The sequence below is a fragment of the Pseudomonas sp. Pmew2 genome (genome assembly GCF_058129885.1).
Window position 1 is genome coordinate 2,089,961 of record NZ_CM176702.1, and the last position, 15,332, is coordinate 2,105,292.

General features: G+C 57.7%; 9 protein-coding genes and 1 pseudogene. 2 read left to right on the top strand and 8 right to left on the bottom strand.

The genetic code is table 11. The features are described from left to right. Positions 1-131 precede the first annotated feature (131 nt). The 4 genes and pseudogenes from AC4ANK_RS09650 to AC4ANK_RS09665 all read right to left on the bottom strand — a co-directional run bounded on the left by AC4ANK_RS09650 (position 132) and on the right by AC4ANK_RS09665 (position 6,611). Entirely contained in the window at positions 132-953 is an 822-nt protein-coding gene (locus AC4ANK_RS09650) for an aldo/keto reductase (RefSeq protein ID WP_031594815.1), read from the bottom strand. A gap of 103 nt (positions 954-1,056) precedes the next feature. Continuing rightward, positions 1,057-2,688, bottom strand: coding sequence for a methyl-accepting chemotaxis protein (locus AC4ANK_RS09655; protein WP_002552764.1), 1,632 nt, complete (start codon positions 2,686-2,688; stop codon positions 1,057-1,059). Positions 2,689-3,042: 354 nt separating this feature from the next. Beyond that, complete coding sequence (locus AC4ANK_RS09660; protein WP_002552765.1) at positions 3,043-3,651, bottom strand: TetR/AcrR family transcriptional regulator; 609 nt, start codon at positions 3,649-3,651, stop codon at positions 3,043-3,045. 106 nt (positions 3,652-3,757) lie between these two features. Next, a pseudogene (locus AC4ANK_RS09665) lies at positions 3,758-6,611 on the bottom strand (PAS domain-containing hybrid sensor histidine kinase/response regulator). A 342-nt stretch (positions 6,612-6,953) separates the two neighbouring features. Between AC4ANK_RS09665 and AC4ANK_RS09670 the strand changes: the two are divergent. Further along, complete coding sequence (locus AC4ANK_RS09670; RefSeq protein ID WP_002552766.1) at positions 6,954-7,607, top strand: TetR/AcrR family transcriptional regulator; 654 nt, start codon at positions 6,954-6,956, stop codon at positions 7,605-7,607. 74 nt (positions 7,608-7,681) lie between these two features. Here AC4ANK_RS09670 and AC4ANK_RS09675 read toward each other — a convergent pair whose 3' ends face one another. The 3 genes from AC4ANK_RS09675 to AC4ANK_RS09685 form a co-directional block, all read right to left on the bottom strand. Beyond that, a complete protein-coding gene (locus AC4ANK_RS09675) occupies positions 7,682-10,372 on the bottom strand; it encodes a beta-glucosidase (RefSeq protein ID WP_460385218.1) in 2,691 nt (896 codons plus the stop codon). 59 nt (positions 10,373-10,431) lie between these two features. Continuing rightward, on the bottom strand, positions 10,432-10,680 hold the full coding sequence (locus tag AC4ANK_RS09680; RefSeq protein ID WP_002552767.1) for a hypothetical protein: 249 nt from the start codon (positions 10,678-10,680) through the stop codon (positions 10,432-10,434). Positions 10,681-10,977: 297 nt separating this feature from the next. After that, positions 10,978-12,204 carry an MFS transporter gene (locus AC4ANK_RS09685; RefSeq protein ID WP_057425942.1) on the bottom strand — a complete coding sequence of 409 codons (1,227 nt, stop codon included), beginning with the start codon at positions 12,202-12,204 and terminating at the stop codon, positions 10,978-10,980. A gap of 73 nt (positions 12,205-12,277) precedes the next feature. On the opposite strand from AC4ANK_RS09685, the gene AC4ANK_RS09690 reads away from it, so the two are divergent. After that, positions 12,278-12,961 carry an ArsR/SmtB family transcription factor gene (locus AC4ANK_RS09690; RefSeq protein ID WP_002552769.1) on the top strand — a complete coding sequence of 228 codons (684 nt, stop codon included), beginning with the start codon at positions 12,278-12,280 and terminating at the stop codon, positions 12,959-12,961. Positions 12,962-13,011: 50 nt separating this feature from the next. Here the strand turns inward: AC4ANK_RS09690 and AC4ANK_RS09695 are convergent, their stop codons facing one another. After that, positions 13,012-15,180, bottom strand: coding sequence for a TonB-dependent siderophore receptor (locus tag AC4ANK_RS09695; protein WP_031594818.1), 2,169 nt, complete (start codon positions 15,178-15,180; stop codon positions 13,012-13,014). Positions 15,181-15,332: the final 152 nt, after the last annotated feature.

Below are 15,332 nucleotides of genomic sequence, written 5' to 3' on the forward strand. Positions count from 1 at the left end.
GGCCGCATGATGACAAGGCGTTATTTCATATTTGTGACAGCTTGTTGCCGGGTGTGTCATCTGTCACATGAAGAGACGGCCGCATTGGCGGCCGTTCAGTCAATCGACAGCTGCTACTGCATCGACACCGGTCAGACCATTGCCAGCGGTACTTTGCGAGTCGGCGCTGGCCAGGCCAGATCAATGTCGGCCAGGTCGCGCTCGGTGAGGCGACTCTGCTCGGCAGCGATATTCAGACGGATATGCTCGGGGTTGGTCGCCTTGGGAATGGCGATCATGTTGTCCTGACGCAGCACCCACGCCAGGGAAATCTGCGCCGGTGTTGCGTCATGGCGTTTGGCGATTTCGTGCAGGGCAGGGTGATAGAGCAGATCGCCTGCCTGGCCAATCGGGCAATACGCCATCAGTGGCAAGTGGCGATCAGCGCTCCACAGCATGAGGTCGAACTCGATGCCGCGTTGTTCCGGGTTGTACAGCACCTGATTGGTCGCGCAACGCGGGTTGTTCAGTTCGATCATGTCCGGGACATCAAAGTTGGAAACACCCCAGGCGCCGATTTTACCCGCTTCCTGCAAGCGTTCGAAGGCTTCGACGGTTTCTGTCAGTGGGTACTGGCCCGGCCAGTGCAACAGATAAAGGTCGATGTAGTCGGTGTTCATCCTTCGCAGGCTTGCTTCGCACGCGGCCGGGATACCGCTGCGGCTGGCATTGTGCGGGTAGACCTTGCTGACCACGAATACCTTGTCGCGTTGCCCGGCGATGGCTTGCCCGACGATCTCTTCGGCAGCGCCGTCGGCGTACATCTCGGCGGTGTCGATCAGGGTCAGGCCCTGTTCGATACCCATGCAAAGGCCAGCAATTTCTGCCGAGCGCAGGTGCCCTTTTTCACCCATGTGCCAGGTGCCCTGACCCAGCACTGGTACAGTTCTGCCTGCCAATTCCAGTGTGCGCATGTGACCCCCTGCAATAAATAAGCATCTAAATGAGCGGTTGATTAAGCAGGTGTCAGGCAACAAGAGGCGCACTAGGTTCCGTGCACCCCATCGCAATGCAGATTTAAACCCGGAACTGTTTCAGCAGCCCGTTCAGTTCTTCACTCAAGTCGCGCAGGTGCAGGCTGGCCGAAGTCGATTGTTCAGCGGCGAGTGCAGTGCTTTGGGACAGTTGCGCGGCCTGGGTCACGTTCTGGTTGATGTCGTCCACCACATGCGTCTGTTGCAGAGTAGCGCTGGCAATGGAGGTGTTCAGGCTATTGAGGTTGCGTAGCGCCTGACTGATGGACGTCAGGCTCTGGCCTGCCTGGTTGGCCTGCTCGATAGTCAGTTGCGAGGAACGGCTGCTGTCGCCGATTACCTTGACCGCCGCGTCGGAATGCTTTTGCAGGCGTTCGATCATGGCCTGGATTTCTGCAGTCGACTTCTGGGTGCGCTGGGCCAGCAGACGTACTTCGTCAGCCACTACGGCAAAGCCACGACCCTGTTCACCTGCGCGTGCCGCTTCGATGGCGGCGTTCAGCGCCAGCAGGTTGGTCTGCTCGGCAATCGAACTGATGACTTCCAGTACGCTGCCGATCTGCGTGCTCTCGCTGGCCAGACTCTGCATCACTTCAACGGCTTGGCCGATGGTGGTGGACAGGTGTTCGATCTGGCGCAGGCTGTTATCGATGTTGACCTGACCCTGCTGCGCCTGTGACTCGGCATCACGCATTTCGTTGGCGGCCTGCTCGGCGTTCTTGGCCACGTCTTGTACGCCATAGGTCACTTCGTTGATCGCGGTGGCAACCAGGTCCATTTGTTGGGACTGCTGCTCGCTGCGTTTCTGCGCCTGCCCGGCATTGCTGCCCAGATCCGTTGAGGCCTGGCCCAGCGCTACTGCCGAATTCTGCAACTGGCCGACGACATTGCGCAGCTTGGCGACAAAGGCGTTGAAGTGAACGCCCAGCTCGGTGATTTCATCCTTGCCGTGGGTTTCCAGCGTACGGGTCAGGTCACTTTCGCCACTGGCGATGCTGGCCATTGCACCGACCGCCGCTCTCAGCGGTCGCACGATACTGCGCACAATCATGACCAGTAGCAGGACCATGACCAGCACGATGCCTGCGATGAAGATGCCGGCGTTCCATAGCTGTGCCTTGAACTCTGCCGCTACGTCATCGACGTATACGCCCGACCCCAGAATCCAGCCCCAGGGCTGAAAAAGCTGCACGTAAGAAGTTTTTTTCACCGGCTCGCTGGCGCCGGGCTTGGGCCAGCGGTAATTCACCATCCCGGCACCCTGGGCTTTGACCAGCGTGACCATTTCGTTGAACACCGCAAAGCCGTCCGGGTCCTTGATGGTCGATATGTCCTGGCCTTCAAGTTTGGGGTTGGTGGGGTGCATGATCATCACCGGGCGCAGGTCGTTGATCCAGAAGTAGTCGCTCTGGCTGTAACGCAAGCCCTTTATCTCTTTCAGGGCCTGTTGTTGCGCGGCTTCGCGCGTCATGCTGCCCGCGGCTTCAAGCCCTTGGTAGTAGGTGAGTATGCCGCTGGCGGTCTGGACCACATGCATGGTTTTTTCGGCCTTGGCCTGATACAGATCGTTATGGATCTGTCTGAGCAGGGTCGCCGACAAAACAAAAAGCATCAGCACTGAAACCACAAGGATCAGCCACAGACGGCGGCTGATGGAAAAACTGCGCATACTCATGATTATCATCCCGTGCATTATTTTTTCTTTTTATGGAAACCGAGCCGCGCAACGCGCGATGCAGAGCCTTTAAGCTTCTCGGCGCATCATGACCAAACATGAGATAACAGTCACATTTTTTTACAGACCTACATCGGTATAGCGAAAGGCTTACAGCAACAGACGCGATTGGCTCTATCGACGGACCCTCAGTGAATGTAGGATCCAATTCAACAGCTGCAGCGAAGGAACGCCGCAGCGATCAGGGAAGATCGACCATTGCCAGGAGGCTACTGACAGGATGTCGGAATGGTCATGTTGCAAAACCACCCGCTTCGGCGGGTTTTTTGCGTCTGCAGCAAAGCGGGGTGGGGTTCAGCGGTCCGGCTCGCAACCCTTGAGCACCAGCCTGAGAATGGTCCGGGTCGCGGCCTCGTAATCAGCGTCCTCCAGTTTCGCCTTGCCGGTAACGGTTGCGATCTGCCAGTCGAAATCTGCGTAGGTCTGGGTCGCGGCCCAGATGGTGAACATCAGGTGATGGGGATCGAGCGGGGCGATCTGCCCGCTGTCGATCCAGGCTTGAATGCATTCGATATTGTGCCGCGCCTGCCCATTGAGCTGTTCGATCTGCTCTGACGTAAGGTGCGGGGCGCCGTGCATGATCTCGCTGGCGAACACTTTTGAGGCAAAGGGCAGGTCACGGGAAATCTGGATCTTCGAACGGATGTAGCTGCTCAGTACGTCGGCCGGTACACCTTGAGGATTGAACGGCGTCGAAGCTTGCAGGATGGGCTCGATGATGCTTTCCAGCACCTCGCGATAGAGGTTGTCCTTGGATTTGAAGTAGTAATAGACGTTGGGCTTGGGGACACCGGCCTTGGCCGCGATATCGCTGGTCTTGCTGGCGGCGAAGCCCTTGTCGGCGAATTCTTCGCTGGCAGCGCGCAGGATGAGTTCTTTGTTGCGCTCGCGGATACTGCTCATGACCCGGTTATTCCCTTGCCTGCATGGCGGTCGCGCATGTTAGCACCGGGTTCGCGCAGCGCTCAATGTCGAAGGCCCGAAGCAGGATCGCAACGAGCCGGTTGCATCAGGCGCTCATCAATTCCTGGACTCGGGCAGCCAGAGCATCAATCGCAAACGGCTTGGTCAGTACCCGCATGCCTGGCCCGAGCTGCTCGTCACCAATGGCAGCGTTTTCTGCATAACCGGTGATGAACAGGGTTTTCAGATGCGGACGTACTTCGCGTCCCGCGTCGGCCATCTGTCGCCCGTTCATGCCACCGGGCAAGCCCACGTCGGTGATGAGCAGATCGATATGCACGTCCGAGCGCAGCAGTTTGAGGCAGGCCAGGCTGTCGGCCGCCTCGATCAGGGTATAACCCAGATCCCCGAGCGCGTCGGTGAGCAGCATGCGTACCGTCGGTTCGTCGTCCACGATCAGAATGGTCTCTCCAGACTGGGTAAACTCGAACGGCGCCTGGTGCACATCGCTCTCGTCTCTGGTCGCTGTACCGTCGTAACGTGGCAGATACAGGGATATCGAGGTTCCCTTGCCCACCTGCGACTGAATGCGCACCCGACCGCCGGACTGATTGGCGAACCCGTAAATCATCGACAGACCAAGACCGGTGCCCTGACCAATGGGCTTGGTGGTGAAGAAGGGGTCGAATGCCTTGGCGATGACATCGGGCGTCATGCCTGTGTCGGTCACGCACAGCGACAGATAGTGACCCTCAGGCATATCGTGCATCCGCGCCACATCACCTTCTATCCATTGGTTGTCGGCCTCGATCGTGATGCGCCCGCCGTCCGGCATCGCGTCGCGGGCGTTGATACACAGATTCAGCAGCGCGTTCTCCAGCTGGCTTGCATCGACCAGCGTTGGCCATAGACCTATGGTGCCAATGGTTTCGACCACGATGCTGGGGCCTACCGTGCGCTGGATAAGGTCTGTCATGCCTTTCATCAGCCTGTTCACGTCGGTTGGCTGTGGGTCCAGTGTCTGGCGTCGGGAGAAGGCCAGAAGCCTGTGCGTCAAGGCCGCGGCGCGCTTGGCAGCGCCCTGTGCGGTGACGATGTATTTGTCTACATCGTTCCAGCGCCCCTGTGCAATACGGGTGTTCATCAATTCCAGAGCACCGGAAATGCCCGCCAGCAGGTTGTTGAAATCATGGGCGAGACCGCCAGTCAGTTGCCCCACAGCTTCCATTTTCTGCGACTGACGCAGCTTTTCTTCAGCCTGCATCAGTTCCGCAGTGCGTGCTGCCACGCGCTGTTCAAGCGTGTCGTTGAGCGAGCGCAGCGCTGCAGTGGCCCGGTCGCGCTCGGCCGCCACAGCACGTCGTTCATCGACGTTGATGAGCACGCCCGGGAAGCTCAGTGGAGTGCCGTCATCGGCACGGTCGACACGACCGTTCGCCTCGATCCAGTAGTAGAGGCCGTCGGCACGGCGGACCCGATACTGGTGGGCATAAACACGCCCACTGGTGATGACCGCGTTGATCGCATCGATCAAGCCTTGCTTGTCTTCGGGATGAACAGTGGCAATGACCTGTTCCAGACTCAAACCATCGAAGCCCAGAGCGGGGTCAAGACCAAACGCCTTGGCGAAGGCTTCGTCGACGGTAAAGCGGTCGGCCGTCAAGTCCCAATGCCAGGTACCGATAATCGCACCCGCGGCGAGGGCGAGCTGAACGCGGTCGACGTTCGCGCGTGCGACGGCTTCGCTGGTGCGCAATCGCTCCTCGGCGTTGCGTCTTTCCGTCACGTCACTGAAGATGACTGCAATCTGTCGATCAGCCGGTTCACCGACACGCACCGCTCTGACTTCAAACCAGCGCTCGAACGCCTTGGCGTAATTCTCGAAATTGGCAGGTTCGCCGGTTTTGGCGACATGGCCATAAGCCTCAAACCAGAAACGCTCCAGGTCTGGAGCAAACTCGGTCACCCACTTGCCACGCAAATCGACACCGGCCTGACGTTCAAAGGCAGGATTGACCTCGATGAACCGGTAGTCTACCGGGCTGTCGTCTGCATCGAACTTGACCTGAATGATGGCGAACGCTGCTTCGATGGTCTCCAGCATGGCTCTGGAGCGCTCTTCGCTCTGGCGCAGCGCGTTTTCTGCCTGTTGCATCTGTGACATGTCGAGCATCGCGCCGATCATGCGTACGGCTTTGCCCTCGTTGTTGCGTATCACATGACCACGGTCCAGAACATTGGCATAAGTACCATCGAATCGGCGAAAACGGTATTCATCGGTCCAGGCAGTGCCGCTGCCGTCAATCAATGCATGGATAGAGTGGTAAATGCGTGTCTGGTCATCGGGATGGATCTGGGCTATCCACCAGTTACCGGAGGTGTCCAGTGTCGTCAGGGGGTGGCCGTATGCATGTTCCAGTGCGTCATTCCAGAGCACGTGGTTGGCGGTAAAATCCCAATCCCATATTGCGTCATTGGTAGCCTTGGCGGCCAACCGGTAACGTTCCTGGGCTTCTTCGGTTGCGCGTGCCACCAGATGCTCCCGGGTGCGGTCGCGCAGGATCTTGACGAGTATTTTCCTCGTCATACAGCGGCATCATTTCGCCAGACGCCCAGAACAGCTGACCATCCTTGCGCAGGTGCCAGCGTTCGTCCGACGCTCGGCCGACGCTCAGAGCGAGTTGCATTTCATGTTCGATCCGGCCGCAGGCGCGGTCCTCCGGCGTGAAGAAACACTCCGCATCCTGCCCGACCATTTGTGCAGCGGACCAGCCTAACACCTGTTCTGCACCCGGATTCCAGTCGGTAATGATGCCGTCTGGATCCGTGAGGATCATGGCAAAGTCCAACGCGCTGTCAAAAGCCGCACGCTTGCGCGCCTCCCGGCTGTGCAGTGCTGCTGCGCCGTTTTCCGGCCCGGCGTCGATACCGGCTTCTTCAAGTGCTGCGCGCAGGTGCACGACCTGTGCTTCCAGCTCTTCTCTTGTCAGGTATTTCAGAGCGCCTCCGGCTCACACGTTAATTGTCTGCATGGTCGGGCAGCTGCCCGTGGCTGCTTTTCGCACTGCAATCTCACTGTCGAGGTCGACGCTTGCCAGTGCCCCTCAGCGTCCGGGTGCCAGGTGCCGTACTTTGGGTATGTCTCTCTATGGCTATCGACATACAGTCGGGCTTCGGTATGCATCGGCATGCGTGCGGGTTTCTTTAAAGGGCGTCAATATCGGTGCTCAGGCCTTTTTTCCGGGTTTCTTCCGGTCGCATGCTACGATTTATCCTTTCGTTGTGCGAACAGTGCCCTTCGTATGTCCGTGAATTCAAACAGTTCTGATACACCCGCCACAGTCAAGCAACCTGCGGTTAAGCGACGTCTTCCCAAAGGGGAGGTGCGCAAGGCAGAGATCATTCAGGCAGCCATGACCATCTTCGCCCGGGATGGCTATGCGGGGGCCTCGTTGTCTAACATTGCCAAGGTTGCAGGTCTCTCTCAGGTCGGATTGCTGCATCATTTCCCGACCAAACTGGTGTTGTTGCAAGCTGTTCTTGAACATAGGGATCAGTACGTTGCTGCCAGGTTACAGGACGCCGGGCAAGTCGCTTCGCTGGAGGGGTTCATTGCCTTTCTGAAGCAGGTCATGAGTTTCAGCATCGAAGACGCCTCCGTCAGCCAGGCGCTGATGATCATCAACACTGAAAGTCTGTCGGTCACGCACCCTGCACACCGCTGGTTCAGTGAGCGTTTCCAGATTGTGCACAGTCATCTTCAGACGCATCTGAATGTGCTGGCTCAGGCAGGTGAAATTCGCCAGGACGTTGATGTCAGGCAAATCAGCCTTGAGATAGTTGCGATGATGGATGGCATGCAGATTCAGTGGCTTCGATCGCCAGCAGACGTGCAGATAGACAGTGCATTTGCCAGGTTTCTCGAACGACTGGCGCAGGAACTGGCAGGGCGCTGATCAACGATCAATCGCATGAGAGTAATCGGTGGTCGCATCGACCACCGATTACCGCTACTCAGAATGGCTGTTGCTTAGTAAGCCTGCTCTGCCTTGACTTGTACTGCCTTGCGCAGGGGGACTGGAAGGGGGTTTGAATCTCGTGTGGTCAGTTGCTCCGGATAAAGCGCTACTACCGTGCGGTCGAGTGCCAGGTTTTCCGAGTCCTTGCCCACCAGGACCTTGAACTTGCCAGGGTCGACGTTCCAGCTCACCGAATCGGGTGAGTAATAAGCGAAAGAACGCGAGTCCAGTGCAATCGTGACGGTTTTGCTTTCGCCTGGCTTCAGGTAAACCTTGGTAAAGCCCTTCAACTCTTTCTCCGGGCGATCAACCTGAGGCCTGGATGGCTGCACATAAAGCTGAGCAACTTCAAAACCTGCCTTGTCGCCAGTATTGGTGACCTTGAAAGAGGCCTGAATGGTCGCGCCCGGAGCCAATACGTTGCTCGACAGTTTCAGATCACTGTACTCGTACGTGGTATAGGAAAGCCCGAAACCGAATGGATAGAGCGGTTTGGTGTGCTTCTTGTCGTAACCGCGATAGCCCAGGTACAGGCCTTCGCTGTAGGTCATTTCAACTGGAGGGTTGGCGCTGCTGAAATAGTACGGCACCGGGTTCGAGTAGGAAGCATAGCTGGGGTTGTCCTGCGCCTTCTTGTCCAGGGTGATCGGAAGCTTGCCCGACGGGTTGACCTTGCCATACAGAATTTCGGCCAGTGCCTGACCACCCTGTTGCCCCGGATACCATGCGTGCAGAGACGCAGCTACCTTGTCAGCCCAGGGCTGCATATCCATACCACCGCCACCGTGCAGTACGACGATGGTTTTAGGGTTGGCTTTCTGAATGAAGCTGATCAACTCGGACTGGAATTGCGGCAGTTCGAACGGCCGATCAAGCGACTCACCCTCGTATTCGAAGTTATTGCCGGCGGCTACCACGACAGCGTCGTAATCCCCCAGGTTCTTCGGTGGACGCAACGCTGCCCAGCTCATCTGCACACCGTTCATGCCGCCCAGTACCGGAGTGAAGTTGCCTTTAAGCCGGCGATATTCCAGGCGCACGTTGTACTCGGTACCGGCCTTAAGACTGGCCGTTTTGACAGTGCGCGGCACCACTGGAATCAGGTCGAACGAGACTTGCGAGCCCTCATCCTCAAGCACCAGCTCGTCATTGATCCAGAGTTTATAGGCACCGTCCGCCCGTACCTTGAACACCTGAGGGCCGCTGATCGTCGGTTTGATCTTGCTGGTGAAGCGCGCCGAGAACGAGCCTGCTGACGGGGTATAGCCGTTGACTGTGCTGGTGCCGTTATCGGTCTGGTTGGTGTTGGTAATCCAGTCCAGATTGATGCCGGGTTCGACGCGGGTTGCAACCGGGTCGCCGGACAGCGAGGTATTGGCGTAATACTCGGCTTTTACACCGGTATTGCTGATGGCCTGTTGGTCTTTAGCGGGCTGATACCAGACCGACGACTTCGGGTTCAGGCTCATCTGTGAAAGGTATTCCACGTTGGATGTATTCGACGCCAGTTGCTTGAGGCCGCTTAGTTCAGGGACATAGCTTGCGGGTGCCGAATAAGCCGTACCGAACGGCGCGGTCGGGGGCTGCATGGCCAGATCACCAATGACCGCTATCTTTGCGTTTCTGGACAGTGGCAGCAGAGGCTTGTTTCCGTCTACCGGCTGGTTGCGCAGCAGGACTATCGACTCCCTGGCCACGTTCAAGGCCGCCAGTTGCCCGTACTCACGATGCTCCAGTGGCTGCGCCTTGTTGATCCCCTTGTCAAAGCCGTAGCTGACCAGCGCTCTCAGGTTCCTGCGCACCTTGTCATCGATCACGTTCTGATGCAGTTGACCATTCCAGATGTAAGGCAGCAGTTTGGCTTCAGTAAACTGGAGCCCGCTGGGCATGTCGATATCGGTACCCGCCCACGCACCCTTGAAGGCGTCCTGAACCGAGTTGAAATCGCTCATGACGTTACCTTGAAAGCCCCATTGGCCTTTCAGGATGTCGGTGATGAGGTGGTGGTTTTCACACGCATATTCGCCGTTGATCTTGTTGTAGCCGCACATGATCGAGGCGATATTGGCGTTCTTGACCAGTGACTCGAAGCCAGGCAGATACAGCTCTTGCATCGCTCGCTCGTCAATCTTCACATCCAGATAATGACAGTTCGCTTCTTGCTCGTTCATCAGGTAGTGCTTGGCGGCCGCCTGGACGCCTTGCACCTGAATGCCGTTGGTCACCGCAGGTGCCAATACGGCACCGAGAAACGGGTCTTCGCCGCTCATGTACTCAGCCGCTCGCCCGTTGAAAGGCGTACGGTAGAGGTTGATGGCTGGCGAGAGCATTTGCTGCCCGCCCGCTATCCGGGTTTCGTAGCCGATCGCCAGACCGAATTCCTTGGCCCGGTTGATGCTCCAGGTGGCTGCGAGTGCTGACGGGGAAGGGTACTGCGCACCGAACGTCTTGCCGCCGACCAGCACGCCCATCGCCGAATCATAGGCGACCGTACCCTGCAGGTTGAACTTGTCCAGCTTCGGAATCATCCGGCCGTCGTCAACGCGCGAGAAATTGATTTTTTCCGATTGCGTCATGTTGTCGAGCATTGCGCCTACGCGCGCTTCGACTTCATTGCCTGTCATCGGCGTCACAGCGAACACCCTGCCTGCCTGGGCGATACCGAGCGCCAACAGGCTCAGGCCCAGGCCTTGTTTGATCATGGACACGGAGTTATTCCTTACGTCATTCATAGGTTGATCGGTTGCAGTCAGTGGGTCACTCAGTGGTCTTCATTGCCGGCAGGGGCGTCAGCAGTGTCGATCGGCGCATCCACCACCGTTTGCGCGCCATTGGGCGTTTTCTGTACGGCAGCGTCGGCACCGGTGATCTGCTCACGCTGAGCGTCGACCTCTGCGCGGCGCTCGCTCGACGTGGATGGCAGCGGGTTCTGCCTGTCAGCGGCAGACACCGGCAGGGCGGCAAGGGACATCAGTAAAGTGGCAACAACAGGCAGCAGGGGGCTGGCCATCGGGAGAGTCTCCAAATAGAAATATGAAACAGGCAGACAGGCAAGTCGGCAGCTCGGGGCGGCCGACAGGTTCTTCAAAACGTGCGTAACAAGCAGAAAATTGCTGAACGGTAAAATACACGAATGCAATTTTATATAGTTGATGGTATGTAAATTCAGGTATCAACTATACGGATTTAACTTTGATTTAATCCCATAAAATTCATATTTACGGCAATAAATTAGTGTTTTTTACTATTTTATAGAAATTAATATTCTTTTTTAAAAGCAGAGTGCTCACTCTGTTTTTGGCATTGGCTACGGTTTTACATGTGGCCGCGTGCTGATGAGGACAAGTATCGCTGCCGCCTGAATACTGGCAGCAAGTGCCAGCGCTATCAGGTCGCTGTCAGGCCCGTTGAATAAAGTCCGGACGCCACCGAAGAAGGCTGGCGCAAAGGCGTAGCAGCCTTGAGCGATGGCGACGATCAACGTCACCACGCGCGCAACCTGATGCCTGGGAAATTCCGCTTGGGCAATTAGCGGAGGCAGTGATGTCGCATTGCCGATACCCACACCGAAAAGAATCATGCCGGCACATAACAGAGCAGGGCTTGTGCCTATAAACATCAGCACCACACAGCCCAGGCACTGGCAGGCGTAACTCAGGCAGGCGACGTGGCGTCGACAGGTGCCTGGCGCTAATAGCCTGCTGGACAGAAATCTGCCGAAGATAGCGCTGCAGGTAGCGACACCCATGGCCATACCTGCGGTCTGCTGTGTGACGTGATCAATCAGCAGCAGGAATAATTGGCTGATCAGGCCGATCTGCGCAAACAGCCCGAGCGACATGGCCGCCGCCAGCGTGAGGAATGGTCGGTTACTCCGTAACGTTAAGGGCGCAGTGTCCTGGAATGGAGGCAGGTCAGTGGTTATCTGGAGAATGTCGTCGGGCTGCTGACCCAGATGTTCAGGCCTGAAGCGGAACACACCGAAAGCGAGGAGCGCGATCACACCTGTTGAAAGCACACCCACCACGACCGCAGTAAGGCTGAACCCGAACCGGTCGATCAGGTACACCCAGCCCGATGAAAAGACTACACCGCCGATGCTCGCGCCGTTATAGGCCATCGCCAATGCGCCAGGGCGCTTGCTGACAAACCATGGCGAGATGGTAGCGTTGACCGCTGCCGCGCCCATGGTTACCCAATTGAATCCGCTCAGCGCTGCGGCGATGAACAATTGCCAGGGCTGATTGGCGATCGACCAGCCGTACACACCGACAGCAAGGGTTGCCGCCCCTGAAACCGTAATCCACGGGAGGCCATACCTTTTGTACAACACAGGCAGGTTGACCACGACCAACGTACCTGCCAGAAAATGCACCGTGACCGCAGCCGAGCACAGCGCGGTCGACCAGCCGGTTCTCTGAATCACGGCATACATGAATATTGGCGGACCGTAAAAGCCGATGCCCCAGCCAAACACAGCCATCAGAAATGTAGCTGCGACGACTTTTCTGCCAAAAAAACTAGATTGATGCATAGGTGAATCCCTTCAAGTGGTTTGGCAGCAGTATGATGACCGCCTACCAGAACACTTCAGGGATGGCTGAACTATGGATGTTGAAGCAGCAGACCTCTCGCTGGCGGCAGTGGCGGGTGCCATTGCTGACCCTGCACGATCCCGAATGCTTTGTGCGCTACTGGACGGGCATGCACGAACCGCGACCGAGCTGGCGGCGCTGGCCGATATAGGCGCATCGAGTGCCAGCGGCCATTTCGCGCGTTTGCGTGAGCAGGGGCTGGTGGAAATGCTCGTACAGGGCCGGCATCGTTACTATCGACTGACCAATGCGCAGGTGGCGCAAGCGCTGGAAGCCTTGCTGTTACTGACTCAACACAGCGCCGTGCCCTTCAAACCCAACACGCCTTCGGCCTTGCGACAGGCTCGAACCTGTTACGACCATTGCGCCGGTGAAGTCGCCGTCAAGTTGCACGATGCCTTACTGAAGGCCGGCTGGTTAAATGAGCAGGGCAAGGACTATGTGATCAGTGAGCGGGGTGTCGAATCACTGAATGCGCTGGGCATCGACGTGGACGCAGTACGTCAGCAACGCAGACGTCTGGCCTATGCCTGTCTGGACTGGAGCGAACGCGCCCCGCACATCGGTGGCGCTCTGGGGGCGGCGCTGCTGGAGCTGATGCTCACGCGCGGCTGGGTAAGCCGCCATCTGGACTCCAGAGCACTGAAGCTGACGGCCAAAGGGGTGGGCGGTATGGCGAAGGTGTTTGGGGTGTGAGGCGTAACCACGCTGCTACCGAGCATGCCTGGTAGCAGCGTGGCTCAGGCTCAAAAGCTGTACTTGGCCGTCAACGCATAGCTGCGCGGGTTGCCGTAGACGTCGGTGGAGCCCCATACCGAGCTTGCGCCAATCGCCGTGTAGTAGGTGCGGTCAAAGATGTTGTTGGCGTTCAGTTGCAAGTCGAGGTTCTTGCTCACCTGATACCCCGCCATCAAGTCTGCGACGGCGTAGCTGCCCTGTTCCAGGCGGTAACTGCCATTGGTGAGCGCGATGTCGTTGTACATGCGGCTCTGCCAGTAGACGTTGCCGCCGACGCGCATTTTTTCCAGTGCGCCTTGCAGGCGGTAGACGGTCGATACCTTGAACAGGTGCTCAGGTGTGTCGGTGTTGAATTGCTGGTTCTTGTTCGCCGGATCGGTGTCCTTGAGGTAGTGGGTGCGGGCATAGGTGTAGCCTGCGCCGACTTGCCAGTTCTCGGTCAGCGCGCCTTGCAGTTCCATCTCGATGCCCTGACTGCGTACCAGACCGGCTGCGTCGTAACAGGTCAGGACCGCGCAGCCCGCCTGGGTCGGTGACTCGGTCTTGAGGTTTTTCTGGTCGATCCGGAACACTGCCAGGCTGGCATTGAGGGCGCCGTTGAAATATTCGCCCTTGATGCCGACTTCATAGTTTTCGCCCACGACGGGGTCTAGCACCTTGCCAGACAAGCTTTGCGCGCTCTGTGGCTGGAAGACATCGGTGTAGCTGGTGTACAGGGAATGGTGTTCATCCAGCTTGTAGATCAGCCCCGCGTAGCGGGTCAGATTGCGGGTGACCTTGTAGTCTTCATCGCCAGAGCGATCGTCGTAGTCGTACCAGTCCAGACGGCCGCCGAGGATCAGGGTCAGCGGGTCGGCCAGGCTCAGACGTGTAGTGAGGTAAATCGCGTCCTGAGTGGCGATGCTATGCGTCTTGCCATCGCGGACGAAGTCCGGCTTCGGCGCGCCAATCGGCAGTCCTGTGTCGTAGGGGCTGTATTCCTTGCTGGTCTTGTCGTACAAGCGCCTGCTGGTGCCGACCACCACTTCATGGGTGCGCCCAAACGCTTCGACCGGGCCGCTGGCGTAGACATCGAACGCAGTCTGCTGCTCCTCAGGCTTGGACTGATAGGCCGTCGTTTCCAGCGGGCCGTTGTAGCGCGACAGGTAAGTGCCTGAAAACAGACCGTCCAGCGACGAGCTCGAGCCTGCTACGCGTAGTTTCCAGTCGTTGTCGAAACGGTGCTCCAGCTCACCGAACACGGTGTCTATGCGGATTTTCTTGTTTTCCCAATCCGAGCCGGAATAGGTCGAACGCGGCAGGTTCAGGTGATGGCCGTCAGTGCCGAGTGGGAGGCCGCCCCAGAAGTAATTGGTCTGATCTTCCTGACGAGACAAGCCCAGAGTGGCGGTCGTGGCATCGTTCAGATCGGCCTCGACAACCCCGTAGAAAACGCCGTGATCGCTTTTTTCCTTGTCGCGGAAACTGTTGGCATCCTGGTAGGAACCGACTATTCGGCCGCGTACCGTGCGGCTATCGTTCAGTGGTCCGGAGGCATCGAATACGCCGCGGTAGTCGTCCCAGCTCCCGACCGTGCCGGTGAGGGTGACTTGTGGAACGGCGGTAGGACGTTTGCGCACCATATTGATCGCCGCTGAAGGGTTACCAGACCCTGTCGCCAGGCCTGTAGCGCCTCTGATCACCTCGACATGATCGAACATGGCCAGGTTGGGCTGAACGCCTGCCGTGTAGCCCGAGTATGAGGCGGGCAGGCCGTCGTACATGATGTTGTCGATGTCGAAACCGCGAGAGGTATAGGTTTGCCGACCCGGTCCGCTGGACTGGTCCAAAAACAGACCTGGGGTGTATTTCACCACGTCGTTGATGCTGGTCATGGCCTGGTCGTCCATGCGCTGACGAGTGACGACGGTCACAGCCTGCGGGGTTTCGCGGATGGTCAGCGGCAATTTGGTCGCTGTCTGCATCGGGCCCGTGGTGTAGGACTGACTGTCTTCGGTAGTAGAGCCAAGTTGGTCGCTGCTGATTTGCGTCGCGCCCAGCTCCATTGTCGTCGCCGATGACGCTTCTGTGGCTTGCGTTTCAGCGCCGTAGGCAGCCTGAGAAGTTGCGATCCAGATGCCCATTGTCAGCAGGGCAGGGGTAAAAAGAAAACGGCTTTGCGATTGCTGGCCCGGCATGAACCCGACACTCCCTGAAGCCGTCCGTGGCTGGATGATAATAATGTTGATAACTGTTCGCATTATTGTGGCAGGTTGTTTCTGTCAGAAAAAGACACTGCGAACAAATAGTTAACAAAATTTTCACATTTCCACTGCGAGCACAGGTGCCT

Bases quoted from the DNA above. Each gene is read 5' to 3' on its own strand.
- AC4ANK_RS09650 (WP_031594815.1), bottom strand. From the start codon at position 953: ATGCGCACACTGGAATTGGCAGGCAGAACTGTACCAGTGCTGGGTCAG.
- AC4ANK_RS09655 (WP_002552764.1), bottom strand. From the start codon at position 2,688: ATGAGTATGCGCAGTTTTTCCATCAGCCGCCGTCTGTGGCTGATCCTT.
- AC4ANK_RS09660 (WP_002552765.1), bottom strand. From the start codon at position 3,651: ATGAGCAGTATCCGCGAGCGCAACAAAGAACTCATCCTGCGCGCTGCC.
- AC4ANK_RS09670 (WP_002552766.1), top strand. From the start codon at position 6,954: ATGTCCGTGAATTCAAACAGTTCTGATACACCCGCCACAGTCAAGCAA.
- AC4ANK_RS09675 (WP_460385218.1), bottom strand. From the start codon at position 10,372: ATGATCAAACAAGGCCTGGGCCTGAGCCTGTTGGCGCTCGGTATCGCC.
- AC4ANK_RS09680 (WP_002552767.1), bottom strand. From the start codon at position 10,680: ATGGCCAGCCCCCTGCTGCCTGTTGTTGCCACTTTACTGATGTCCCTT.
- AC4ANK_RS09685 (WP_057425942.1), bottom strand. From the start codon at position 12,204: ATGCATCAATCTAGTTTTTTTGGCAGAAAAGTCGTCGCAGCTACATTT.
- AC4ANK_RS09690 (WP_002552769.1), top strand. From the start codon at position 12,278: ATGGATGTTGAAGCAGCAGACCTCTCGCTGGCGGCAGTGGCGGGTGCC.
- AC4ANK_RS09695 (WP_031594818.1), bottom strand. From the start codon at position 15,180: ATGCCGGGCCAGCAATCGCAAAGCCGTTTTCTTTTTACCCCTGCCCTG.